Source organism: Micromonospora ureilytica (genome assembly GCF_015751765.1).
GTDB classification, from domain to species: Bacteria; Actinomycetota; Actinomycetes; order Mycobacteriales; family Micromonosporaceae; genus Micromonospora; species Micromonospora ureilytica.
Genome location: NZ_JADOTX010000001.1, coordinates 6,639,369 through 6,662,724 on the forward strand (window position 1 = coordinate 6,639,369; position 23,356 = coordinate 6,662,724).

Consider the following 23,356-nt stretch of genomic DNA (forward strand, 5'->3'; position numbering starts at 1 on the left):
GCGTCGACCGTCACGGTCGGCGCGGCGCGCCCCTGTTCAGGAGCTGCCAGAGCCGGCGCAGCGGGTTGCGGGGGCGGGGGAGTCGGGTGGAACGCGTGCCCAGCAGCTCGGTGGCAAGTGCCGCCGTCGCCGGGTCCAACTGCGGGGCGGCGAGTGCCAGGTGGGCCAGCGAAGCGGCGATCGGGACCGGTCGGCTCCGCGCCACGGCAGCCGCGTCGGCCAGCCGCTCCGCCACCACCCGGGCCACGTCCGACCGCACCGAGGGGTCCACCCAGGCGGCGGTGACCAGGGCGAACAGCGCTGCCTCGGTGACCCAGTCCTCGACGCCCCAGATCAGATCGAGCAGCACGCGGCGTCGGGTCGAGCCCTCCCACGGCTCGTCGGTGCGGTGGTGCAGCAGCCCCAGGCAGGCCCACACCTGCACCCCCCGGACCCAGACCGACGGGTCGTGGGCGGCCAGCAGCCGACCCACCGCGTTGGCCGGCGCCGCCGGCGGGTGCACCAGCAGGCCGAGCAGGTCGCCCAGGTCGAGGCCGGCCAGGCCCACCGCCGCGTCGTACGCCGCCGGTGGGTGCGCCCACGCCGGGTGAGCGATCTGCGCGATCCGTTCGACCGCCGTCGCCGAGGGCGCCGCCAGCGCGGGCGTGGGGACGACATCCGCGTAGTCCCACAACCGCTGGGCGGACGCCCGTCGGGGCTCGCGCGGATCGGGCTCCGGCGTGCCGACGACCTCGATCCGCAGCCCGGGGGCCGTGGAGATCGCCGTCCCGACCGCGCTCGGCGGGGCGGCGGCGGGTAGGCGTACGGCCCCGCCGAGACCGTTGTCGTCATCGGCGACGGCCTGGCGCATCGCGTCGACGAGGGGCCCGCCGGCCGGGGTGAGCTGGCCGAGCCAGGGGCGGCCTCGGCAGCACTGGGCCAGGTCGCCGTGCTCGTGGCTGTCGTCCGGGTGGTCCCGCACGAAGTCGGCGAGCGCGACCAGGTGGGCGAGGTCACCGTCGCGCAGGTGCCGCAGGCGGTGGGCGGTGTGAACCGCGCAGTCGAACGACGGATCGCGCGCCAACGCCCGCTCGGTCCACTCCAGCGCCTCGTCCAGCCGGCCGATCTCGGCCAGGGTGCCGGCGATGTCCGCGTAGATCGCCAGGTCGTCGGGGTCCAGCTCGACGGCCCGACCGAGGGCCGCCAGGCCGTCGCGGGTCCGGCCCGAGCTGCGGTACGCGTACCCGAGCCACACCTCGCCCATCTTGGAGGGCTGTGCGCGTACGCCTCGGGTGGCCCAGCGGACCGCCAGTTCGGCCTCTCCGAGGCGGCGGGCCAGCGCGGACGCCGAGCCCAGCAGCAGGCCGTGTTCGGGGTGCACGGTGGCCGCGTTGCGGGCGAGCGTGAGGTACGGGGTCAGCGGGGCCCGGCCGATCCGCGGCACCGGGTCGGGCAGCGCGGCGCAGACCTGCATGAGGACCCGGGCGATGCGCTCCGGGTCCAGTCGTTCGGCCAGCTCGGGCGCGGTGACCCAGGGCACTCCGGCCCACTCGGTGCCGGGTGCGTACGTCGTCGCCGCGGCCAGCAGCTCCAGCCCCTCGGCGGGGCGGCCCGCGGTGGCGAGGAGGTGGGCGCGGGCGACCACCGCACCGACGAAGGTGTGGTGGTTGATCGGGAAGAGGTCGAGGCCGCCGCCGTTCGTCGTGGCGAGCCGCGCCAGTGTCTCGTGCACCTCCGGGAGGGTGGGGGCCCGGGCCAACGCGCCGGCGAGGTGGCCGGCGGCGTGGTGCAGGTCGCCCTCGTCGAGTGCCAGCCGGGCCAGCGCCAGCTCCTCCGTCACGGAGAGCGCGGGGTCGTCCGTTCCCTCGGGCACGTCGTCCTCTCGTCGCGGGCTAGACCGGGTGTAGCGGGTAAAGCTTAGTTGATATTGAGATCAACTGGTGATCAGCTGCGCAATCCTGCTCGTTCGATTGCTGAGATACGCTTAAAAGTGCAAGACTGAGCAAGAATCGCGCGGCAACCGCGCAGGGGGAGGGGTTTCCGTGACACGTGCAGGGGCTGGCATGGCCGCCGACATCGACGAGCAGCCGGCTGGCTACGCGCGGCTGCTCTCCGCTGCCAACGCCGCCGAGATCGCCCAGGTGGCGGCGGTCATCGCCGAACGTCGGCCACGGCACGTGGTCTTCACCGCGCGGGGCACCTCCGATCACGCGGCCCTCTACGGGGCCTACCTGACCGAGATCCGGCTCGGTCTGCCCGCCGGGCTCGCCTCGCCCAGCGTCGTCACCCTGTTCGGGGCCCGCCCCGACCTGTCCGACGCGCTGGTCGTCGGGGTCAGTCAGAGCGGTGGCTCGCCCGACCTGGCCGAGGTGCTGCGCGCCGCCCGAGCCTCCGGGGCGCTGACCCTCGCGGTCACCAACGCCCCCGACTCGCCGCTTGTCGACGTGGCCGAGCTGAGCGTCGACATCGCCGCCGGGCACGAGCGGGCGGTGGCCGCCACCAAGACGTACACCGCCGAGCTGCTCGCCCTGTTGATGCTGGTGGAGGGGATCCGGGCCGGCGACGGCGTGCTCCCGCAGGCCGAGCGGGAAGCGCTCGACGCACTGCCCGAGCTGGCCGCCCGCACCCTGGCCGACGGCACCCCGGCCCAACTCGCCCCGCGCTACCGGTTCGCCCGCCAACTGGTCACCACCGGCCGGGGGTACGCCTACCCGACCGCCCGGGAGGCCGCGCTGAAGCTGATGGAAACCTCGTACCTGCCGGCGCTCGCCTTCTCCGGCGCCGACCTGCTGCACGGCCCGCTCGCGATGACCGACCCGGAGGTGCCGGTGCTCGCCGTGGTCGGCTCCGGTCCTGGTGGCCGGTCGATGGGTGAGGTGCTGCCCCGCCTCGGTGAACGCCGCGCCGACGTCGTGGTGGTCGGCTCCGCCGACGTGCCGGGGGCCACCCGACTGGCCGTCCCCGAGGTCGACGAGCGGTACGCCCCGCTGCTGGACATCCTGCCGATGCAGCGGCTGGCGCTGGCCCTGGCGCTCACCCGAGGCGAGGACCCGGACGCGCCGCGCGGGTTGAAGAAGGTCACCGCGACGATGTGAGGCGCGGCGTGGCACCCTGGTCACCGTGTCCACGCTGCGCGACCTCGCCGAGGAGCACACCCATCTCCGTCCGGCCGACATCGACCACCTGCACCGGATCGCGGGCGACTGGCAACTGCTCTCCGATCTGTCCTTCGCTGACCTGCTGCTCTGGGTGCCGGTCGACGCCGACGGCACGTTCCTCTGCGTAGCCCAGGTCCGACCGACCACCGCACCGACCGCCTACCAGGACGACCAGGTGGGTCGGATCGTCGGCGGGCCGGAGGTGGCCCACCTGGGGGTGGCGTACTCCCAGGGCCGGATCTGGCGCGAGGGCGACCCGGTCTGGTACGGCGACGTGCCGGCCCGGCACGAGGCGATCCCGGTCCGGCTGCGTACCGCCGAGGGGGAGGCCGGCGAGGTGATCGCCGTGGTGGGGCGGGACACCAACCTCTCCACCGCCCGTACGCCCAGCCAGTTGGAGCTCAACTACCTCACCACTGCCGACGACCTGGCGCAGATGATCGCGGACGGCACCTTCCCGCCGCCGAGGCATCCGGGCGAGACCACCTCGGCGCCCCGGGTCGGCGACGGCCTGGTCCGGCTCGATGCCGGCGGCAAGGTCACCTACGCCAGCCCGAACGCCCAGTCCGCGTACCGCCGACTGGGATACGCCTCCCACCTGGTGGGGGAGGACCTGGCCGCGCTGCACCGCCGGTTGGCCGGTGACCCGCTGGACGGCACCGAGGCATCGAACGGCATCCTGGCCGCGCTGCGCGGTGAGGCGCCGCCCCGCCGGGAGATCGACGCGCGAGGCGCCACGATGCTCACCCGGGCGCTGCCGCTGATGCCGGCCGGGGTGCCGATCGGCGCGCTGGTGCTGGTCCGGGACATCACCGAGGTCCGTCGCCGGGACCGGGCGCTGATCACCAAGGACGCCACGATCCGGGAGATCCACCATCGGGTGAAGAACAATCTCCAGACGGTGGCCGCGCTGCTGCGGTTGCAGGCCCGCCGGGTGGCGATGCCGGAAGCCCGTGTCGCGCTGGAGGAATCGGTCCGTCGGGTCGCCTCGATCGCCCTGGTCCACGAGACGCTCTCGATGTCCAGTGACGAGGCGGTGGAGTTCGACGGCATCGTCGACCGGGTGGCAAGCGCGGCGACCGAGGTCGCGGCGACCGAGGTGAGCGTCGGCATGCGGCGGCGAGGCAGCTTCGGCGTACTGCCGGCGGAGATCGCCACCTCGCTGGTGATGGTCCTCAACGAGTTGCTGCTCAACGCCGTCGAGCACGGCTTTCCGCCGGCGGACGAGGCCGAGGAGGCCCCCGTACCCGCGGCCTCGGGCATGGTGCCGGTCGCCGTTCCCGAGGTCGACCCGTCGCTGCGACCCGAGGTGGTGGTCTCGGCGCACCGGTTCCGCAAGATGCTGCACGTCTCGGTGACCGACAATGGGCGCGGCCTACCGCCGGACTTCGATGCCGAACGTGGCAGCCGGCTCGGCCTCCAGATCGTCCGAGCCCTGATCACCGGTGAGCTGCGCGGCACCATCGAACTGCGCGCCGGCGCCAACGGTGGCACCGAGGCCATGCTCGTCGTCCCGCTGGCCCGCAACGCCCACGACGGCCGCTCGCAGCCCTGACCGCCGCCCGCCGGCCGGCTTCGGCCTCCCGCTCCCGCTCCCGTTCGGGCGGGTCCGCGTCGGGGAGCGGATGTCTGGATGAGCGTGATGCCGGTGAGTCATTTTGATGACTCACCGGCATCACGCTCAACGAGGTTCGCGGACCGCCGGCCTGCCCATGGACGGACCGGTCAGCGGTCGGGGCGGCTGGTCAGCAGGGCGACGGTCAGGCCTGGGCGCTGCCACACCTGCGTGACTGTGAAGTCAGTGCGGAGCGCGTCGCCCTTGGCGTCCGGCACGGCGGCCAGCGGCTCGGCGTGCCGGCCGGAGACGACGAGCCATACCCGCGTCGTACCGGCCAGGCACTGTGCTGGCTGGGGGCACTCGGCGGCCCACAGGTCGCCGCGGCGCACCTCGTCCTCGGTGACCAGCACGTCGCGTGGTGGGTCGTCGAGGTGGTACTCGATGCCGAGGTCGAGGAAGAGCCAGCTGTGCCGGGGCGAGTAGACCACAGCGTCCCCCGGTCGTTGACCGTCGGCGATCACCCGTGCCGCGCCGGCGTAGTCCACCGGCGCGCTGCGCGGCCACTCGTGGGTCCGTCGCAGCGCGGCCTGGTCGGGTAGGCCGAGCAGCCCGGCCAGGACCACCACGACGAGCGCGGCCGGCGCGGCCACGGCGGCCAGCGCCGCGCCCGCCAGCAGGCACGCGAAGGGCACCACGAAGACCAGGTACCGGGGCACCCACAGTGGTACGACAGTGCCGGCGGCGAAGAGCAGCAGTACGGGCAGCAGCACCGCGCTCACCGGCAGCAGGGCGCGCCGCCCGAGCCGGGCGGCTCCCAGCGCGGCGACCCCGACCAGTAGGCCACCGACCACGCTGCTCTGGGCGACGCCGCCGGGCAGCGCGGTCAGGTCGTCCAGCCGGGCCAGGTGGACCCAGTTCAACTGTCGGGACTGCTGGGTCCGGGCCTTGACCAGCAGCGGGCCGGCCAGCAGCGCGACCGGCACCACGGCGACCAGCCACCGCCACACCCGCCGGTCCCGCTCGGCGTCGACGTGCGCGCGGGTGGCGACGCCGGCCGCGGCCGGGCCGCGCCACCAGGCGATGAGGACGACAAGCGCGTGGGCGGCGAGCACTGTGAGCGCGATTAGGTGGATGAGCCCGAGAGCGGCCACGGCGGCGGCGTAACCGGCCCAACGGGCCCAGCTCGGTCGACGCAGCGCGGTCACCAGCAGCACTGTGGCGAGCACGGCGAGCATGGTGGCCAGCGCGTAGGGGCGAGCCTCCTGCCCGTAGCGGGAGGTGCCGGGGAGCACCGCGAACAGCAGCCCGGCGAAGAGGCCGCCGCGCCGGTCGACGAGCCGTGCGCCGAGCACGGCGAGCAGCCCGGCGGCCACTGTCATCGCCAACACCGCAGGTACGCGCAGGGCGATCGTGGAGTCGCCGACGACGGCCGTCCAGACGTGCATCAGCAGGTAGTACGGCCCGGTGGCGGCGTCGATGGTGCCGGCCAGCCGGGCCAGGTCGCCGGGCGACCGGGTGGCCGCGCTCCACGTCGCCAACTCGTCGCGCCAGAGCTGGGCGGAGCCCAGCCCGGTCAGCGTCACCGCCACTGTCAACAGCGCCGGGGGGAGCCAGACCGGCACGCGGCGCAGGTGCTCCCACGCCGCCCCGGCCGACCTCTCGGACAATTGCCCCACGGTCCGAGCCTGCCACGGCCACCCCCTCCGTGGGCGTCAGCCGGCGCTCTCCCTGTTATGCCCGAACTGTCCTTGGTGACCAGCTGGTCGGCTGACCCCCGGCCCGTGATGTGGGATCCAGCACGTGGACATTGGCCGGCCCCCTTGGGGTGTGGCAGCATGGGCGCATGACCGCCGCAGTCGTCCGCCGCTTCGTGGCACGTCGCCACGTCGATTACGGCCGCGTGCGCAGCGCGATCTGTCCGGCCTACTGACGACGCCCGACCAATCTGTCTCGGGCGCGCTCCGCGCCGGCTGTCTCAGACACCGTTGTCCCGCCCGCTTCGCCGGGCCGGCCGCCGCGCCCCGCGTATCCCGAGGCACAGCAGACAACGGAGGACGCCGCGATGGCGGTCAGCAGCATCCCGGCCCGTTCCGAGGACCCGACGGCTCGCCCGACCCGAGCGCCGCGCCGGCCACGGGGTGAGGGTCAGTGGGCGCTCGGGCACCGCGAGCCGCTCAACCCCAACGAGCGGATCAAGAAGGACGACGACCCACTCAACGTCCGGGCCCGCATCGAGAACATCTACGCGCACCGCGGCTTCGCCTCCATCGACCCGCAGGACCTGCGGGGTCGGTTCCGCTGGTGGGGCCTCTACACGCAGCGCAAGGCGGGCATCGACGGCGGGCGCACCGCCGTGCTGGAGCCGCACGAGCTGGAGGACGAGTTCTTCATGCTCCGGGTCCGCATCGACGGCGGTCAGCTCAGCCTGGCCCAGCTGCGGGTGATCGCGGACATCTCCCGGGAGTTCGCGCGGGACACCGCCGACATCACCGACCGGCAGAACATCCAGTACCACTGGATCCGGGTCGAGGACATGCCGGAGATCTGGCGTCGGCTGGAGTCGGTCGGCCTGCAGACCACCGAGGCGTGCGGCGACTGCCCGCGGATCGTGCTGGGCAGCCCGGTCGCCGGGGTGGCCCGCGACGAACTGCTCGACCCGACCCCGGCGATCGACGAGATCGTCGCCCGGTACGTCGGCGACAAGCAGTTCTCCAATCTGCCCCGCAAGTTCAAGACGTCGATCTCCTGGCTGGTGGACACCCCGTACGAGTCGAACGACATCGCCCTCCTCGGCGTCGACCACCCCGAGCACGGGCCCGGCTTCGACGTCTGGGTCGGCGGCGGCCTCTCCACCAACCCGATGCTCGCCAAGCGGCTCGGCGTCTGGGTGCCGCTGGCCGAGGTGCCGGACGTGTGGGCCGGGGTGGTGGGGATCTTCCGCGACTACGGCTACCGCCGACTGCGCAACCGGGCCCGGTTGAAGTTCCTGGTGGCCGACTGGGGCGTGGAGCGCTTCCGCGAGGTCCTGGAAAAGGACTACCTCGGCCGTACGCTGCTCGACGGCCCGGCGCCGGTCCTGCCGTCGAAGCCGGTCGACCACGTGGGCGTGCACGAGCAGGCCGACGGGCGGCACTACGTGGGCGCCGCCCCGGTGGTCGGGCGGGTCTCCGGCGCGCAGCTCAGCCAACTGGCCGACGTGGTCGAGGCGCACGGCAGCGACCGGGTGCGGCTCACCCCGTACCAGAAGCTGCTGGTGCTCGACGTGCCGTCGGAGCGGACGGAGTCGCTTGTCGACGCGCTGCGCGGGATCGGTCTGGAGGCCCGGCCGTCCGCCTGGCGGCGCGGCACGATGGCGTGCACCGGCATCGAGTACTGCAAGTTGGCAATCGTCGAGACGAAGGCCCGCGGCGAGGAGTTGGTGGCCCGGCTGGAGCAGCGGCTGCGCGACTTCGACGCGGACATCTCGATTCACATCAACGGCTGCCCGAACGCCTGCGCACGCACCCAGGTGGCCGACATCGGGCTCAAGGGTCAACTGGTGGTCGGGCCGGACGGCCGGCAGGTCGAGGGTTTCCAGGTGCACCTGGGCGGCGGGCTGGGCATGGCCCAGGGGCAGACCGCCGGTTTCGGCCGCAAGCTGCGCGGCCTGAAGACCACCGCCGAGGAGCTTCCGGAGTACGTGGAACGACTGGCCCGTCGCTACCTGGCCGGTCGGAGCGAGGGCGAGACGTTCGCCAACTGGGTGATCAGAGTCGACGAGGAGGAACTGCGGTGAGCAGCGAGAACCGAGCGGCACCTCTGTACTGCCCGTACTGCGGCGAGGAGGACCTGCGGCCGCACGAGGCGGGGCACGGCGCCTGGGAGTGCCACGCCTGCACCCGGGTCTTCTCGGTGAAGTTCACCGGGCTGCTCAGTCGGACGGTGACCTCATGAGTCTCGTCTCGGCCGCGAGCCTGCGCCTGGTCGGCCCGGGCGGCTCGACGCCGGCAGACCCGGCCCGACGTGACCCGGACGAGCTGCGGGCCCTGGCCGAGCAGGCCGCTCGGGACCTGGAGGGCGCCCCGGCGCTGGAGATCGCCCGCTGGGCGGCGCAGACGTTCGGTGAGCGGTTCTGCGTCACGAGCTCGATGGCCGACGCCGTGCTGGCGCACCTGGTGTCCCGGGTGGCCCCCGGGGTGGACGTGGTCTTCCTCGACACCGGCCTGCACTTCCCCGAGACGCTGCGGGTACGCGACGAGGTCGCCCGGACGCTGCCGGTGAACGTCAGGTCGATTCGGCCCCGACTCACCGTCGGCCAGCAGGACGGCCAGTACGGCCCCCGGCTGTTCAACAAGTCACCGGACGACTGCTGCCAGCTGCGCAAGGTGGAGCCGCTGGAGCGGGCGCTGACCGGGTACGACGCCTGGGCCGCCGGTCTGCGTCGGGACGAGTCGCCGAGCCGGGCCAACACGCCGGTGGTGACCTTCGACGCGCGGCGCGGCAAGGTCAAGGTCAACCCGATCGCGGCCTGGTCGCAGAAGGATGTGGACTCCTACATCGCCCGCTTCAACGTGCCGGTCAACGAACTGTTCAAGCAGGGTTACGGGTCGATCGGCTGCTGGCCGTGCACCCGCCGTACGAAGGCCGGCGAGGACGCGCGGGCCGGCCGGTGGGCCATGTTCGAGAAGACCGAGTGCGGGCTGCACGTCTGACCTCGTCGGCGACGACCCTGACCGGCCCCGGTGCGGCCGGCGGGGCGGAGCCGGTGGTGTTGGTGGCGCACGGCAGCCGTGATCCGCGGGCGGCCGATGCCACCCGGGCGCTGGCTCGGGCGGTGTCGGCGGCCCGGCCGGGCACACAGGTGTGGGCGAGCTGGCTGGACCACACCGAGCCGGGGCCGACCGAGGTGCTGCGGGACCTGGCCGTGGCCGGTCACCGCCGGGCGGTGCTGGTGCCGCTACTGCTGACCGCCGCGTACCACAATCGGGTGGACATTCCGGCGGCGGTCGCCGCGGCGACGCGGGCCGGGCCACCGCTGGCGGTACGGGTCACCGATGTGCTCGGCCCGGCGGACGACACTCCCGATCCGGGGCTGTTGGCCGGGCTGTGCCGTCGGCTGGGTGAGACGCGTCCGGGCCGATTCGACGCGTTGGTGTTGGCCGCGGCGGGCACCCGGGACGCGCGGGCGCGCCGTTCGGTGGGCCGGGTCGCCGACGCGCTGGGTGCGGAGTTCGGGGTGCCCTGCCGGGTGGCGTACGCGTCGGCGGCTCCACCGGCGGCCGGCGTGGCGGTGTCCCGGCTGCGGGCGTCCGGCGCGCGCCGGGTCGCGGTGTCCGCGTACTTCCTGGCGCCGGGGCTGTTCCACGACGCGGTGGCCGAGGCGGCTGGGGCGGCGGGTGCGGTGGCGGTCGCCGCGCCGCTTACCGACGCACCGGAGTTGGTCGAGTTGGTGCTGCGCCGGGTCGACGACCGGCCGGTGCTGGCGTCGGCGGGGTGACCGGGCCGGCACGGTGATCGGTGCCGGACAGCGGAACGCCCCGGTGGGCGGACCCACCGGGGCGTACAGCTGTGTGTTGGGAATCAGGCGGAGTGAGCGCGCAGCACCCGGAGACCGCCGCGCCGCTTGACAGCGCGCCGCTCCTCCTCGCTCATTCCGCCCCAGACGCCGGCGTCCTGACCTGACTCGAGTGCCCACTGCAGGCACTGGTCGGTCACGGAGCAGCGCCTGCAGACGGCCTTGGCCTGCTCGACCTGCAGGAGAGCCGGACCGGACGTCCCGATCGGGAAGAACAGCTCCGGGTCCTCGTCACGGCAGACACTATGGTGACGCCAGTCCATGGCGGCAACACTCCTCATTCTGGATGGGTGGCAACAATTGCTTGGTCGTGCTTTTCCTATATGCATCCGCGTGCCGATGGTGACGGTTAGCGTCCGTCCATTCGGCAGTGCGTGAGCAGGCAGTTAGTGCCGGGGACCTGCTGGAACAGCTCAACCTGACGAGCATATCCAGGCAATGTCCCGGTAACTCAAGTTCGCTTGTGAATACTTTCACGAACAGTCGTGATGTCAAGGGTGACGCTCGGAAAAACTCCGGGCGGTGAGCAAGCCCACAACCCATTTGTCCGGGTTTCAGTGCTTTCCTGGTTACCCGCCGTGCCACAGTCGAGGATCAATATAGTACAGTCCGCGTGACATTGCTGACATTTCCGGCACCTGTCCTCGGTGTGGCGGCGACCAAGTCGATCGGTTGTGGCCACCGTGTCGACCAAGGGCAGTACCCCGAGACCTAGCAGATTACTCTCAGTGCGGCGGGAACGGAGGTGAATCTGACTTTTTCCCGCTCGCCGAGATAGTCCCCGTCCAGCTGGAACGCCTGCGGACGGCTGGAGACCAGCGTGAACTCCGCCGTGTCATGGAGTCGTAACACCTGCCGGCCGCGTGGATCCGGTTGCCGGGACAGGAACTGCGTCACTGTCCGTGTTGTGCTAGCAACCCGGAGCTGACGCAACGCCAGCACATCCAGCCCGAGATCGAACGACGCCGCCGGGTTCGGGTTGACCTCCCGGTCGCCCAGGTACGTCCACGGTGCCGTGTTCTGGATGATGACGGTGGCCAGCTCGGCCTCCGCCGGCTCGCCCGGCCGCTCCAGGACGATCGCCGGGTGCCGCCGGTCCGAGGCGAAGAAGTACTGATTCATGATCGAACGCAGATAGAGCGACGGCGTGGAGACCCGCCCCTTCCGCCGGGCCTGCTCCACCCGGTGGATCACCGCGGCGTCCAGGCCGAACCCGGCACAGAAGGTGAAGTAGCGGTCGTCGGCGAGGCCCAGCCCCACCGTCCGGCTCCGGCCCAGCCGCAGCCCTTCCAGGATCATGCTGGTCGCCTCCGGCCACTCCCGGGGCAGACCCACCGCGCGGGCGAACACGTTTGTCGAGCCACCGGGGACGGTCGCCAGCGCGGGCAGTCGCTCGGCCATCGGGGCATCGCCGGCGCGAGTCGGCGGTTCGGCAGTCATCAGGCCGTTCACCACCTCGTTCACCGTGCCGTCGCCACCCAGGGTGACGACCAGGTCGACCCCCTCCGCGGCTGCCTCCCGGGCCAGCGCCACGGCGTGCCCGCGCCGACGGGTGTAGCGCACGCTGAGATCGACTTCGCTGCGCAGCGCCCGGACGAGCACGTCCCGGCTGCGTTCGCTGGTGGTGGTGGCCTTCGGATTGACCACCAGGACGGCCCGCATGGGCGGCACTGTACCTTCCGGAAGCCCGGGTATCGTGGCGCGCGTGACCATCGACTCGGACCCGATCCCCGTCACGCTGCGCTGGGCGGTCCGGCTGCTGTGGGCAGAGGCGGCCGTCGTCGGGCTGATCGCCGTCTGGCTGGTCTGGGCCGACCTCACGGCCACCCGCACCGACCTGCTGGCGGCGTTGCTGGTGACCGTGTTCGCCGTCGGGGCGGCCGTGGCGCTCTGGGCGCTGGGCCGCGCGCTGCTGCGCCGTCAGGCGGGCGCACGGGCCCCCGCGATCGTGCTTCAGCTGATGCTGCTGCCGATCGGGTGGTTCATGATCCAGGCTGGGCTGGGCTGGCTGGGCGTGCCGCTGATGGCGCTCGGCCTGGGCGTGGCCTGGCTACTGATCTGCCCTCCGACGACCCGCGCGCTCGGCTTCGAGTGACCGCGCCGGTGTGTCGGGCCGGTCAGTAGCCGCCCGAGCGGCGGGTGAGCAGCGCGATCGTGGCCCGACCGTCGGCGGACGTGGCCGCCGCCGAGGTGGTCAGCGCGGTGAGCACCTTCCAGGCGAAGGACGACTCGGCGGGCAGGGTGGCACCGCGCACGGTCGGCACTGTCACCTCGACGGTCAGCGCGTCCTCGGTGACCGCGAAGCGGCACTCCAACTCGGCGTCGCGGGTGGCGATGGCGAGCAGCATGGCGCACGCCTCGTCGACAGCGATCCGCAGATCCTCGATCTCGTCGAGCGCGAACTGCAACCGGGCCGCGAGGCCGGCGGTGGCGGTGCGAAGCACGCCGAGGTAACCGCCGTCGGCGGGCACCGTGAGGTGCACCACGTCATCGTCGGTCGCTGGCTGGCCAGTCAGTTGAGTCACGCCTCATCCCCCCGGTCGGGGACTCTACCCGGTCAGTCGGCCGTACGCGTGTCGGCGGTGGTGGCGTGGTCGGCCAGCGCACGGAGCGCGTCGCCGCTGAGCCGGTAGGCAACCCACTCGCTCATCTGCTCGGCGCCGATCGCGGCGTAGAAGCCGGCTGCCGGATTCCAGTCGATCATCGACCAGTCCAGCCGCTGGTAGCCGCGCCGTACGCAGATGTCGGTCAGAGTGGCGAGCAGCAGTCGACCGGCCCCGGTGCCCCGGGCGGCCGGCCGGACGAAGAGGTCCTCCAGGTAGATGCCGTGCACGCCGGCCCAGGTGGAGAAGTTGAGGAACCACAGGGCGAAGCCGACCGGCTCGTCGTGCTCGTCCACCGCGACGTGACCGAAGAGCGCCGGCGCAGTCGCGAAGAGCGCCGAGGTCAGCTGCCCGGTGGTGAGGTGGCACTGCTCCGGGGCACGTTCGTACTCGGCCAGCTCGTGCACCATGGCGACGACGGCCGACACGTCCTCGGGACGTGCCGGCCGGATCGTCGGGATGACCGGTGAGGTCACGCCTTCTTGGTCTCCCAGAAGATCTTCGAGATCTCGTCGATCTTCGCGAGCAGCTTGTCGGCGGTGGCCGGGTCGAGGCTGCCCTTGACGCCACTGGCGCCGGCGAGCTTGGTGGCCTCGTTGAACAGGCTGTGCAGGTTCGGGTACTTCTCGAAGTGCGGCGGCTTGAAGTAGTCGGTCCACAGCACCCAGAGGTGGTGCTTGACCAGCTCGGCGCGCTGCTCCTTGATGATGACGGCGCGGGTGCGGAACTCCGCGTCGGTGTTCGACTGGTACTTCTCGCAGATCATTTTGACCGATTCGGCCTCGATCCGGGCCTGAGCCGGGTCGTAGACGCCGCACGGTAGGTCGCAGTGAGCGCTCGCGGTGACGCGGGGCGCAAGGATGCGCGGAAGTCGCATCGAGATCCTCCATGGGAAGTTTGCGATGATCAAAGGCGACATTACTCCTGGGAATGCTCCCCGAACGGGGTGGAGGTGAAACCAGTGGCCGCCGATCACCCGGCTGAGGTGCCCCGGTTGCGGAGGCCGCTGACCGCCGTTCTGGTGACCGGTCCGTCCATGGCCCCGACCCTGCGGCACGGCGACGCGGTGCTGGTTCGTCCCGGTGGACGCCCGATCCGAGCCGGCGACGTGGTGGTCGCGGTCTTCCGGACCCGGCCCGATCTGCTGGTGGTGAAGCGTGCGGTCCGGCCGCAGGACGGCGGCTGGTGGCTGCGCGGGGACAACGATCTGATCACCGACGACTCCCGGGCGTACGGGGTGGCCGACGTGCGCGGACGGGTGGTGGCCCGCTACTGGCCGCGCCCCGGACGGGTGCCTCGCCGCCAGTTATGACCCTGCTCACATCCGAGGGGTGGGGTCGACACTATGCTCGGAAAGTGCCCGGGTGACCCCCCGCACCGCGTGCCACCGCTCGCCGCCCACCTCGCGGCGGGGCCCGGCCGCCTCACATCTGCTCGACAGATCCTGGAGTCACCACCATGTCTTCGTCCACCGTGGACCCCGCTGATCCCGTCTTCCTGCTGCACCGGGGCGGCAAGATGGCCGTCACCTCGACCGTGCCGCTCACCAGCCGGGAGGACCTCTCCCTGGCGTACACCCCGGGGGTGGCCCGGGTGTGTGAGGCGATCGCCGCCGACCCCGCCCTGGTGGACGAGTACACCTGGGTGTCGCACACGGTCGCGGTGGTCACCGACGGTTCGGCGGTGCTCGGGCTGGGCAACATCGGCCCCCGGGCCGCGTTGCCGGTGATGGAGGGCAAGGCGGTGCTGTTCAAGCAGTTCGCCGGGGTGGACGCGGTGCCGGTGTGCCTGGACACCCAGGACGTGGACGAGATCGTCGCGGTGGTGCGGGCGCTGGCGCCCTCGTTCGGTGGGATCAACCTGGAGGACATCAGCGCGCCGCGCTGCTTCGAGATCGAGCGTCGGCTCGACGAGGCGCTGGACATCCCGGTCTTCCACGACGACCAGCACGGCACGGCGATCGTGGTGCTCGCCGCCCTGCGCAACGCCGCGACGTTGCTGGACCGCAAGCTCGGTGACCTGCGGGTGGCGGTGAGCGGCGCGGGCGCGGCCGGCGTGGCCGTGACGAAGATGCTGATCGCCGGGGGCGTCAACCCCGACCAGGTGGTGGTCTGTGACTCCAAGGGGATCATCGGCCGGCACCGCACCGAGCTGACCGGCACCAAGGCCGAGCTGGCCGCGAGCACGAACGCCGACGGCCGCCACGGCGACATCACCGAGGCGCTGCGCGACGCGGACGTGCTGGTCGGGGTCTCCGGCGGCCAGATCCCCGAGGCCGCGGTGGCCGGGATGGCGCCCGGCGGGATCGTGTTCGCGCTGGCGAACCCGACCCCCGAGGTGCACCCCGAGGTGGCCGCCCGGCACGTCGCGGTGGTCGCCACCGGGCGCAGCGACTACCCCAACCAGATCAACAACGTGTTGGCCTTCCCCGGGGTGTTCCGCGGCGCGTTGGATGCCGGTGCCACCCGGATCACCGAGGCGATGAAGGTCGCCGCCGCGGACGCCATCGCCGGCGTGGTGGCGGAGTCCCTAACCGCCGACGCGATCGTTCCGTCCCCGCTCGACCCGCGGGTCGCGCCGGCCGTGGCCGAGGCGGTCGCCGAAGCCGCCCGCCGCGACGGTGTCGCCCGCCGCTAGCGCGCATTCGCCGGGGTGCTCCGGCGCGGCCCGCGCGCCGGCCACCTTCTTAACGAGCGCTCAGCTTGTTACCGTGCCGATCATGCGTGCTGCCTTTGCCTCCCGTTTCGACGACGCCGACCCGCTCGCCGCGCTCACCGTCGGCGAGCGGCCCGAGCCCACCCCGCCGGCCGACGACTGGGTGACAGTGGAGTTGCGGGCCACCTCGCTCAACCACCACGACCTCTGGTCGCTGCGCGGTGTGGGTCTCACCGAGGCCCAGTTGCCGATGATCCTCGGCTGCGACGCCGTCGGACTGGACCCGGAGGGACGGCCGGTGGTCGTGTACCCGGTGGTCGTCACCCCGGGGGACCCGCGCGGGGTTTCCATCCTCTCCGAGCACTTCTCCGGGACGCTCGCCGAGCGGGTGGCCGTACCCCGGTCGAACTTGATCCCGCTGCCGGACGGCATGGCGGCGACCGACGCGGCGTGCCTGCCCACGGCCTGGCTGACCGCGTGGCGGATGTTGACCACCAAGGGCCGCGTCGCGGACGCCGACAGCGTGCTGGTCCAGGGCGCGGGCGGCGGCGTGGCCACCGCGGCCGTCGCGCTCGCCGTCGCGATGGGCAAGCGGGTGTACGCGACCAGCCGCGACGCCGCCAAGCGGGACCGGATCTCGGCCCTCGGCGCCACCGCCGTGGAGCCCGGTGCCCGGCTGCCGGAACGGGTCGACGTGGTGATCGAGACGGTCGGCGCGGCCACCTTCGACCACTCGCTGAAGTCGGCCGCGCCGATGGCCCGGATCGTGGTCTCCGGCGCGACCGCCGGGCACGAGCCGTCGGTCAACCTGCGCCGGGTCTTCGCGATGCAGCTGGAGATCCTGGGCACCTCGATGGGCACGCCCGGCGAGCTGTACGAGCTGCTGGCGTTCTGCGCCGACAACGAGGTGCGCCCGGTGGTGGACAGCGTCATCCCGTTCAGCCGGGTCGAGGACGCCTTCGCCCGACTGCACTCCGGCGACGCCTTCGGCAAGGTCGTCATCGACCACACCGCCTGATCCCCGCCCCGCCCCGCCCCGCCGCGCAGGCGCCGGAGCGGGCGGACGTCAGAGGTGGTCGTCGAAGGTGGCGATGTCGCCGCGCGTCGCGTCGGTGGAGATGCGCTTCTTGGCGTCCGGGTCGCCGTACAGCGACCAGCGCAGGAACTCGACAGAGGTGTCCGAGACGACCCGCAACGTCGCGCCGTCGCCGAGCAGCGCCCGCCCGTGGTCGCCCTTGGGCAGGCTCAGCATGGCCTTCGGCCAGGGCACCTTGTCGTACGCGGCCCTGCCCGCGGCGTACTCGACCACCTCGTCCAACTCACCGTGCACGAACAACTGCGGCGCGGCCGCACCGGCGAACGCGGTGCCCACGCCGAGCGCCGTGCCCGCGAACACCACACCCGCGTCCAGTCGCTTATCTCGGCTAGCGGTGAACAGGCCGATGGTGGTCACCCCGCCCGCCGAGTGCCCGGCCGCGGCCACCCGCTCGCCGTCCAACCGGCCGCGCAACGCGTCGCCGGCCCTGCCGTCCAACGCCAACACCTGATCCAACGCGTACGACACGTCGGCGGGCTGGTTGAGCACGTCGAGGACGTTGTTGTCAGCGCCCCGGGAGGTGTGCGGGAAGGTCGGCGCGGCCACCACGAAACCCGCCGCCGCCCAGCGGGTCAGCAACGTGGCGTAGTCGTCCGGCCGCCCACCGAGGCCGTGACTGAACATCACCACCGGGAACCGGCCCTCCGCCGCCGTCGCCGACCGCTTGGCCGCGCCGCCGGACTGCCCGCCCGCCGGGTACCAGAGCGTCGTCGGCAGCGCGCGGCCGTCCCGGTTCAGCTTCAGCTGGCGTACGCCGACCGCGAAGGCGCGCTGCGGGGCCTTGCCGGCGGGGACCTGCGGTGTCGGCGTGGCGACGGGCGGTGGTTCGACCGGCGCCTGCTGGCTGTCGGTCTTCCTGACGTCCGGCGAGCAGCCGACCAGACCGGCCACGAGCACGGCGCTGGCCAGCAGGGCGGGGGTGACGCGACGTGGCATGAATCCGATTGTGCCTTGCCCCGCTGACGTGCCCGGTGGACTTCGACGCGGTGTGCCCGTCGACTCACCCAGCGCTGCGCGCTCGGCTTCAGGCCGCAGCACGTTCGGCGAGCGGGCGTCGCCGTCGTGCGGTGTCGGTCAGTGCGCGCAGAGGGAAGGCGGCGTTGGGGTTGTACCGGTTCGTTCCGGGCGGCACGATCTCGTCGATCCGGTCGAGGGTCGCGTCGTCCAGGGTGAGCGCGGCGCCCTTGAGCAGGTCCTCCAGTTGCGGCATGGTGCGCGGTCCGATGATCGCCGAGGTGACGGCCGGGTGGGCCACTGTGAAGGCGATGGCGAGCTGCGGAAGCGTGCAGCCGATGCTGGCGGCGAGGTCGACGAGCTGCTCGACGGCGTCGAGCTTGGCGGCGTTCTCGGCGATCGTGGGATCGAACTGCGCCGGCCGCAGGGCGGCCCGCCCGGTCGACAGGTCGATCGGTTGATTCCTGCGGTACTTGCCGCTGAGGAACCCGAAGGCGAGCGGGCTCCAGACCAGCACGCCCATGCCGTAGCGCTGGCAGACCGGGAGGGTCGACGCCTCGATCCCGCGGGCCAGGATCGAGTACGGCGGCTGCTCGGTGCGCAGGCGTCCGAGGCTGCGCCGTTCGGACACCTGGTGCGCCTCGACGATCTCCTCGGCCGGGAACGTCGAGCAGCCGAAGGCGCGGATCTTTCCGGCGCGGACGAGGTCGGTGAGGACCGACAGGGTCTCCTCGATGTCGGTCGAGGGGTCGGGACGATGGAGCTGGTAGAGGTCGATCCAGTCGGTGTTCAACCGCCGGAGGCTCCCCTCGACGGCCTTGAGGATCCACCGCCGTGAGTTGCCACGGTGGTTGGGGCTCTCGCCCATTGGAAAGTGCACCTTGGTGGCCAGCACGACGTCGTCCCGCCGCCCGCGAAGCGCCTTGCCCACGATCTCCTCCGACTCGCCCTGGCCGTACATGTCGGCGGTGTCAACGAAGTTGATGCCCTGTTCGAGGGCGGTGTGGACGATGCGGACGCAGTCGTCGTGGTCGGGGTTGCCGACGGCACCGAACATCATGGTCCCGAGACAGCGGGCGCTCACCTCGATGCCGGTGCCGCCGAGGGTGCGATAGCGCATGTCGATGCTCCTTGGGTCGATCCGGTAGTGATCACCGCGCACCCTAGGAGCTAGAGTCGGCTCTAGGTCAACCCTCGTTATCCTGCTCGGCATGGCTGAGGTCACAGCGACTTTGAGCATCGGTCAGGTCGCCGAACGCACCGGCTTGAGCGTGCACGCGCTCCGCTTCTACGAGCAGCAGGGCGTCTTCGTCAGCCCGGTACGCCGTGGGCCTGGCGGGCGGCGCAGCTACACCGAGGACGACGTGGACTGGCTGGGCGTCTGCATCATCCTTCGCGCCTCCGGTATGCCGCTCCCCGCGCTCCGCAGATACGCCGACCTCGTTCGGGAAGGCGCCGGCAACGAGGAGGAACGACTCGCGCTGCTGCGCGAGCACCACGAGCAGGTCACCGGCCAACTCGGCCGGCTCACCCAGTGCCTGGACCTGATCACCTTCAAGGTCGGGGTGTACGAGGATCTGCTTGAGCAGGACAGGTTGTCGCCGGCAGGGGGCGCGCCGAGCGCGGATCGAGGGTGAGCGTACGCACGCCGACGGCGTACGACCCCTCAGGCGCCCGACGCGTCGACGCCGCCCCGGTGACCCCGCCGGCCAGCAGTGGGCCGCCCCCATCGTTCCACGGTAGGTGCCCGGCCGGGCGTAGCAGCCCCGCCGTCCGGCTCGGGTGCGCCCGCCACCCGGTCGGGTCACCTCCGCCGGCCGGGTCCACCCCCGGGAACGCTGTGGGCCGGGGACGGTGCCGCGTGACCAGCTTCGCTAGGGTCACCGGCATGCCTGAGAACTACACGGACCCCAGCGGCAACACCGAGGCGTTCCGCGCCTTCAACCAGACGCCGGAGGCTACGGCGCCGACGGACGCCCCGTCCCGCCTGCCGCTCATCATCGGCGCGGCAGTGGTCGTCGTCGTGCTGGTGGCACTCGTCGCCTGGCTGGCGACCGGCTGATCGAGTCCTGGCCGGTGTCTCGCTGATCGTGTCGCCTGGCTGGCGCTGCACTGAACGGGCTTTACCTACGCGCGCACCCTCGGGCCCACCCGGGGGTGCGCGCCTCAGTGGCGTCAGGTCGCCCCGACCACGTCCCGGGTCTGCCGGGCGATCTCCCGCTCCTCGTCGGTGCGGATGACACAGACGCTCACCTCGGCGCCCTCGGGCGAGATCAACCGGTCGCCCTCGCCGTGGTTGCGGGCGTCGTCCACTGTGATGCCGAGCCGGCCCAGGCCGGCCAGCGCGGCGGCCCGCACCGGCGCGGCGTGCTCGCCGACCCCGGCGGTGAAGGTGATCGCGTCGACCCGACCGAGCAGCGCGTAGTACGCCCCGACGTAGCCGGTGATGCGCCGGCAGTACACGTCGAAGGCCAGCGCTGCCGCCCGGTCACCGGCCGTCCGGCGTTCGAGCACCTCGCGCATGTCGTTGACGCCGGTCAGCCCGAGCAGGCCACTGCGGTGGTTGAGCAGGTCGTCGATGTCGTCCACCGACAGCCCGCCCTCCCGGCGCAGGTGGAAGATCACGGTCGGGTCCACGTCGCCGCTGCGGGTGCCCATCACCAGCCCCTGCAACGGGGACATGCCCATCGACGTGGCGACGCTGCGACCGTTCTCCACCGCGCAGGCGCTGGCGCCGTTGCCCAGGTGCAGGGTGATCGTGTTGACCTGCTCGTACGGGCGGCCCAGCAGCTCGGCGGTGCGCCGGGACACGTACGCGTGTGAGGTGCCGTGGAAGCCGTACCGGCGGATGTCGTACCGCTCGGCGGTTTCCCGGTCGATCGCGTACGTCGCGGCGGCCTCCGGCAGGGTGTGGTGGAACGCGGTGTCGAAGACGGCGACCTGCGGGATGTCCGGCAGTGCCGCGCGGGCCACCTCGATGCCGGCCAGGTTGGCCGGGTTGTGCAGCGGGGCGAGCGGCACCAGAGCCTTGATCGCGGCCAGGACCGTGTCGTCGACAAGCACCGGCGCGCTGAACGTCCGGCCACCGTGCACCACCCGGTGCCCGACCGCGGCCAGCCCGGTCAGGTCCAGCCCGTCCAGGATCTGCCGTACCGCTTCGGTGTGGTCGGCCGGGCCGCCGCCGGGCTCACCAATCCGCTCGACGGTGCCGTGGTCGAGTGCCCGGTCGCCGTCGTAGCGGCGCCACTTCACCGACGACGACCCGCAGTTGAGCACCAGCACCCGACTCACGACGCCTCCTCGGTGGCCGCCTGGATGGCGGTGATCGCCACCGTGTTGACGATGTCCGGCACTCCGGCGCCCCGGGACAGGTCGTTCACCGGTCGCCGCAGGCCCTGCATGACCGGGCCGACGGCGACCGCCCCGGCGGAGCGCTGCACCGCCTTGTACGTGTTGTTGCCGGTGTTCAGGTCCGGGAAGATGAAGACCGTGGCGTGACCGGCGACCGGGCTGCCCGGCAGCTTCGTCGCCGCCACCGCCGGGTCGATCGCCGCGTCGTACTGGATGGGCCCCTCGACCAGCAGGTCGGGTCGGCGCTCCCGGACCAGCGCGGTGGCTGCGGCGACCTTCTCCACGTCCGCGCCGGCGCCGGAGCTGCCGGTGGAATACGACAGCATTGCCACCCGGGGTTCGATACCGAACCGGGCGGCGGTGTCGGCCGACGAGATCGCGATGTCGGCGAGCTGGGCCGCGTCCGGGTCCCGGTTGACCGCGCAGTCGCCGTAGACCAGCACCCGGTCGGCGAGCAGCATGAAGAAGACGCTGGAGGCCACCGAGACGTCCGGCAGCGTACGGATGATCTCGAACGCCGGCCGGATGGTCGCGGCGGTGGTGTGGGTCGCGCCGGAGACCATGCCGTCGGCCCGGCCGGTGGCCACCATCAGGGTGCCGAAGTAGTTGGGCTGCGCCACGATGTCGTGCGCCAACTCGGCGGTGACGCCCCGGTGGGCGCGCAGCCGGGCGTACTCGGCGGCGAAGTCGTCGCGCCACCCGCTGGTGCCCGGGTCGACCACGTGCGCGTCGCCAAGGTCGATGCCCAGCTCCCGGGTGCGGCGGGCGATGTCGTCCGGCCGGCCGAGCACCGTCAGCTCGGCCACTCCACGGCGCAGCAGGATCTCCGCCGCGCGCAGGATCCGCTCGTCGTTGCCCTCCGGCAACACCAGGTGCCGGGGTTTCGAGCGGGCCCGGTCGATCAGCTCGTTCTCGAACATCAGTGGGGTGACCCGCGCGGACCGGCTGACCCGCAGCCGACGGGCCAGGTCGTCGGTGTCCACACAGCGCTCGAACGCGCCGAGCGCGGCCTCCACCTTGCGGGGATTGGCCGCGCTGGGCCGACCCTCGATGCGACTGGACGCGGCGACCGTGTCGTAGCTGTCGAGACGCACGGAGAGCACCGCCAGCCCGGTGTTGAGCCCCTCCACCAGCCGCATGACCCGGGGGTCGGGCTGCTCGCCGAGGGTGAGTACCAGCCCGGCCACCGACACCTGCCCGGCCACGTGCGCGGCGCTCGCGGCGACGAGCAGGTCGGCCCGGTCCCCAGGGGTGATCACCAGGGCGCCCTCGGTGAGGTGGCCCAGCAGGGTCGGCACGTGCGCCGCGCCGACCACGAAGTCCAGCACGTCGCGACCGAGCGCGGCGTCGTCCCCGGCCAGCAGGGTGGCGTCGAGCGCCGCCGCCACCTCGGCCACCGTCGGCGCCGACACGCTCGGCACCTCCGGGATGGCGTACGCGGGGACCGGCAGGTCGGGCAGCGTCATCGGCCCGGTCACCCGGTTGGCGATCACCGCGAGCACTGTCGCGCCCAGGTCGGCCAGATCGTGGTACGCCCCCCGCACGGCCGACGCGACCGCTGTCGGCTCCTGCTCGAAGCCGTCCACCACCGGCACCACCACGCTGCCGAACTCGGTGGCCAGCCGGGCGTTGAAGGCCAGTTCCCGGGGGCGGGCCGGATCGCCCGGGTCGTCGAAGTCGCTGCCCACCACTACCACCGCCGGGCACTGCCGCTCCACCGCCCGGTAGCGCTCGACGATCGCGGAGATCAGCTCCTCCCGTCGGCCGTCGGCGACCAGCGCCGCAGCTTCGGAGTAACTCGCTCCGGCCAGCTCGGACAGCGGCACCTCGACCCGGTACCGCTCACTCAGCAGGGCGAGGATCGGGTCCTGGCCGGTGTCGGCCACCAACGGCCGGAACACGCCGATCCGCCCGACCTGGCGAGACAGCAACTCCGCCAACCCGAGGGCAATCGTCGACTTTCCCCCGCCCGAACCGACGCTGGTCAGATACACGCTGCGAGCCACGTACCCACCCTAGAAGATCGCGAAGCCCCCCACCCGGGCCCTCCGGCCCCCGCCCCCACCTCTCACCCCCACCCCCCGCCCTGGTGATCATGGAGTTATCGCTCGACACGCCGACGACACGCGCGGCTAACTTCATGATCAACGTGTGGGGGTGGGGGTGGGGGTGGGGGTGGGGGTGGGGGTGGGGGTGGGGGTGGGGGTGGGGGTTGGGCTGGGGTGGGGCTGGGGGTGGGGTTAGGCGTCTTCGTCGTCGGGGTCGTCCAGGCGGGCCAGGTAGGTTGCCAGGCGCTCGATGGGGGTTTCGAAGTCGGGGTTGAGGTCGACGAAGTCGCGTAGGCGCTCGCCTAGCCACTCCAGCGTGACCTGCTCCTCGCCCCGGCGCTCGACCAGCTCCTCGATGCCACGGTCGGTGAAGTACATGGGTACGTCCTCGTGCTCGGCC

The 23,356-nt window shown here is 72.3% G+C and carries 24 protein-coding genes; 12 read left to right on the forward strand and 12 right to left on the reverse strand.

Going from position 1 to position 23,356, the window contains the following annotated elements; translation table 11 throughout:
• Positions 1-10 precede the first annotated feature (10 nt).
• Positions 11-1,852: a tetratricopeptide repeat protein gene (locus IW248_RS30535; RefSeq protein WP_196929666.1), complete on the reverse strand. Its 1,842-nt coding sequence runs from the start codon at positions 1,850-1,852 to the stop codon at positions 11-13.
• A 190-nt stretch (positions 1,853-2,042) separates the two neighbouring features.
• Between IW248_RS30535 and IW248_RS30540 the strand changes: the two genes are divergently transcribed.
• Complete coding sequence (locus tag IW248_RS30540; RefSeq protein WP_124818880.1) at positions 2,043-3,074, forward strand: SIS domain-containing protein; 1,032 nt, start codon at positions 2,043-2,045, stop codon at positions 3,072-3,074.
• A gap of 25 nt (positions 3,075-3,099) precedes the next feature.
• Positions 3,100-4,692, forward strand: a complete 1,593-nt coding sequence (locus tag IW248_RS30545; protein WP_196929667.1) for a PAS domain-containing sensor histidine kinase — start codon at positions 3,100-3,102, stop codon at positions 4,690-4,692.
• A 170-nt stretch (positions 4,693-4,862) separates the two neighbouring features.
• On the opposite strand, the gene IW248_RS30550 is transcribed toward IW248_RS30545, so the two are convergent.
• Positions 4,863-6,371: a glycosyltransferase family 39 protein gene (locus tag IW248_RS30550; protein ID WP_196929668.1), complete on the reverse strand. Its 1,509-nt coding sequence runs from the start codon at positions 6,369-6,371 to the stop codon at positions 4,863-4,865.
• Positions 6,372-6,757: 386 nt separating this feature from the next.
• On the opposite strand from IW248_RS30550, the gene IW248_RS30555 reads away from it, so the two are divergent.
• From IW248_RS30555 to IW248_RS30570, 4 genes are read left to right on the forward strand one after another with little or no spacing between them, the layout of a single operon-like run.
• The gene (locus IW248_RS30555) at positions 6,758-8,470 is read left to right on the forward strand and encodes a nitrite/sulfite reductase (protein ID WP_124818848.1); all 1,713 of its coding nucleotides are present in this window, start codon (positions 6,758-6,760) and stop codon (positions 8,468-8,470) included.
• Positions 8,467-8,628 carry an IS1 family transposase gene (locus tag IW248_RS30560; RefSeq protein ID WP_124776219.1) on the forward strand — a complete coding sequence of 54 codons (162 nt, stop codon included), beginning with the start codon at positions 8,467-8,469 and terminating at the stop codon, positions 8,626-8,628. The genes IW248_RS30555 and IW248_RS30560 overlap by 4 nt, the downstream gene beginning before the upstream one ends.
• Entirely contained in the window at positions 8,625-9,386 is a 762-nt protein-coding gene (locus tag IW248_RS30565) for a phosphoadenylyl-sulfate reductase (RefSeq protein WP_091406068.1), read from the forward strand. The genes IW248_RS30560 and IW248_RS30565 overlap by 4 nt, the downstream gene beginning before the upstream one ends.
• The gene (locus tag IW248_RS30570; RefSeq protein ID WP_372432745.1) at positions 9,368-10,171 is read left to right on the forward strand and encodes a sirohydrochlorin chelatase; all 804 of its coding nucleotides are present in this window, start codon (positions 9,368-9,370) and stop codon (positions 10,169-10,171) included. The genes IW248_RS30565 and IW248_RS30570 overlap by 19 nt, the downstream gene beginning before the upstream one ends.
• A gap of 83 nt (positions 10,172-10,254) precedes the next feature.
• Here the strand turns inward: IW248_RS30570 and IW248_RS30575 are convergent, their stop codons facing one another.
• Both IW248_RS30575 and IW248_RS30580 read right to left on the reverse strand, forming a co-directional pair.
• Positions 10,255-10,512, reverse strand: coding sequence for a WhiB family transcriptional regulator (locus tag IW248_RS30575; protein ID WP_088950012.1), 258 nt, complete (start codon positions 10,510-10,512; stop codon positions 10,255-10,257).
• Between the two features lie 448 nt (positions 10,513-10,960).
• Positions 10,961-11,911: a diacylglycerol/lipid kinase family protein gene (locus IW248_RS30580; RefSeq protein ID WP_091406065.1), complete on the reverse strand. Its 951-nt coding sequence runs from the start codon at positions 11,909-11,911 to the stop codon at positions 10,961-10,963.
• Positions 11,912-11,954: 43 nt separating this feature from the next.
• On the opposite strand from IW248_RS30580, the gene IW248_RS30585 reads away from it, so the two are divergent.
• Positions 11,955-12,344, forward strand: coding sequence for a hypothetical protein (locus IW248_RS30585; protein WP_196929669.1), 390 nt, complete (start codon positions 11,955-11,957; stop codon positions 12,342-12,344).
• Between the two features lie 22 nt (positions 12,345-12,366).
• On the opposite strand, the gene IW248_RS30590 is transcribed toward IW248_RS30585, so the two are convergent.
• The 3 genes from IW248_RS30590 to sodN are packed head-to-tail and all read right to left on the reverse strand — an operon-like array spanning position 12,367 to position 13,729.
• Positions 12,367-12,774 carry an ATP-binding protein gene (locus IW248_RS30590; RefSeq protein ID WP_124818838.1) on the reverse strand — a complete coding sequence of 136 codons (408 nt, stop codon included), beginning with the start codon at positions 12,772-12,774 and terminating at the stop codon, positions 12,367-12,369.
• Positions 12,775-12,806: 32 nt separating this feature from the next.
• Complete coding sequence (locus IW248_RS30595; RefSeq protein WP_196929670.1) at positions 12,807-13,328, reverse strand: GNAT family N-acetyltransferase; 522 nt, start codon at positions 13,326-13,328, stop codon at positions 12,807-12,809.
• The gene (gene sodN / locus IW248_RS30600) at positions 13,325-13,729 is read right to left on the reverse strand and encodes a superoxide dismutase, Ni (RefSeq protein ID WP_196929671.1); all 405 of its coding nucleotides are present in this window, start codon (positions 13,727-13,729) and stop codon (positions 13,325-13,327) included. Before sodN ends, IW248_RS30595 begins: the two co-directional genes overlap by 4 nt.
• 84 nt (positions 13,730-13,813) lie before the next feature.
• Here sodN and IW248_RS30605 point away from each other — a divergent pair, with 84 nt between their 5' ends.
• The 3 genes from IW248_RS30605 to IW248_RS30615 all read left to right on the forward strand — a co-directional run bounded on the left by IW248_RS30605 (position 13,814) and on the right by IW248_RS30615 (position 16,525).
• Complete coding sequence (locus IW248_RS30605; RefSeq protein WP_220090464.1) at positions 13,814-14,164, forward strand: S24/S26 family peptidase; 351 nt, start codon at positions 13,814-13,816, stop codon at positions 14,162-14,164.
• A 146-nt stretch (positions 14,165-14,310) separates the two neighbouring features.
• Complete coding sequence (locus tag IW248_RS30610; RefSeq protein ID WP_196929672.1) at positions 14,311-15,489, forward strand: NAD(P)-dependent malic enzyme; 1,179 nt, start codon at positions 14,311-14,313, stop codon at positions 15,487-15,489.
• Between the two features lie 73 nt (positions 15,490-15,562).
• Positions 15,563-16,525, forward strand: a complete 963-nt coding sequence (locus tag IW248_RS30615; RefSeq protein ID WP_196929673.1) for a zinc-binding dehydrogenase — start codon at positions 15,563-15,565, stop codon at positions 16,523-16,525.
• Positions 16,526-16,573: 48 nt separating this feature from the next.
• On the opposite strand, the gene IW248_RS30620 is transcribed toward IW248_RS30615, so the two are convergent.
• Together IW248_RS30620 and IW248_RS30625 are read right to left on the reverse strand one after the other, a co-directional pair.
• Positions 16,574-17,539, reverse strand: a complete 966-nt coding sequence (locus tag IW248_RS30620; RefSeq protein WP_196929674.1) for an alpha/beta hydrolase family protein — start codon at positions 17,537-17,539, stop codon at positions 16,574-16,576.
• Between the two features lie 88 nt (positions 17,540-17,627).
• Complete coding sequence (locus IW248_RS30625) at positions 17,628-18,677, reverse strand: aldo/keto reductase (protein WP_196929675.1); 1,050 nt, start codon at positions 18,675-18,677, stop codon at positions 17,628-17,630.
• A 91-nt stretch (positions 18,678-18,768) separates the two neighbouring features.
• Here IW248_RS30625 and IW248_RS30630 point away from each other — a divergent pair, with 91 nt between their 5' ends.
• Positions 18,769-19,194: a MerR family transcriptional regulator gene (locus tag IW248_RS30630; RefSeq protein ID WP_196929676.1), complete on the forward strand. Its 426-nt coding sequence runs from the start codon at positions 18,769-18,771 to the stop codon at positions 19,192-19,194.
• 251 nt (positions 19,195-19,445) lie between these two features.
• Positions 19,446-19,619, forward strand: coding sequence for a hypothetical protein (locus IW248_RS30635; protein ID WP_167493012.1), 174 nt, complete (start codon positions 19,446-19,448; stop codon positions 19,617-19,619).
• 113 nt (positions 19,620-19,732) lie between these two features.
• Here the strand turns inward: IW248_RS30635 and IW248_RS30640 are convergent, their stop codons facing one another.
• From IW248_RS30640 to IW248_RS30650, 3 genes are all read right to left on the reverse strand, one after another.
• A complete protein-coding gene (locus IW248_RS30640) occupies positions 19,733-20,848 on the reverse strand; it encodes an acetate/propionate family kinase (protein ID WP_196929677.1) in 1,116 nt (371 codons plus the stop codon).
• Complete coding sequence (pta, locus tag IW248_RS30645) at positions 20,845-22,914, reverse strand: phosphate acetyltransferase (RefSeq protein ID WP_196929678.1); 2,070 nt, start codon at positions 22,912-22,914, stop codon at positions 20,845-20,847. Before pta ends, IW248_RS30640 begins: the two co-directional genes overlap by 4 nt.
• A gap of 234 nt (positions 22,915-23,148) precedes the next feature.
• Positions 23,149-23,334, reverse strand: a complete 186-nt coding sequence (locus tag IW248_RS30650) for a DUF6104 family protein (protein WP_030490374.1) — start codon at positions 23,332-23,334, stop codon at positions 23,149-23,151.
• Between the last annotated feature and the right edge of the window lie 22 nt (positions 23,335-23,356).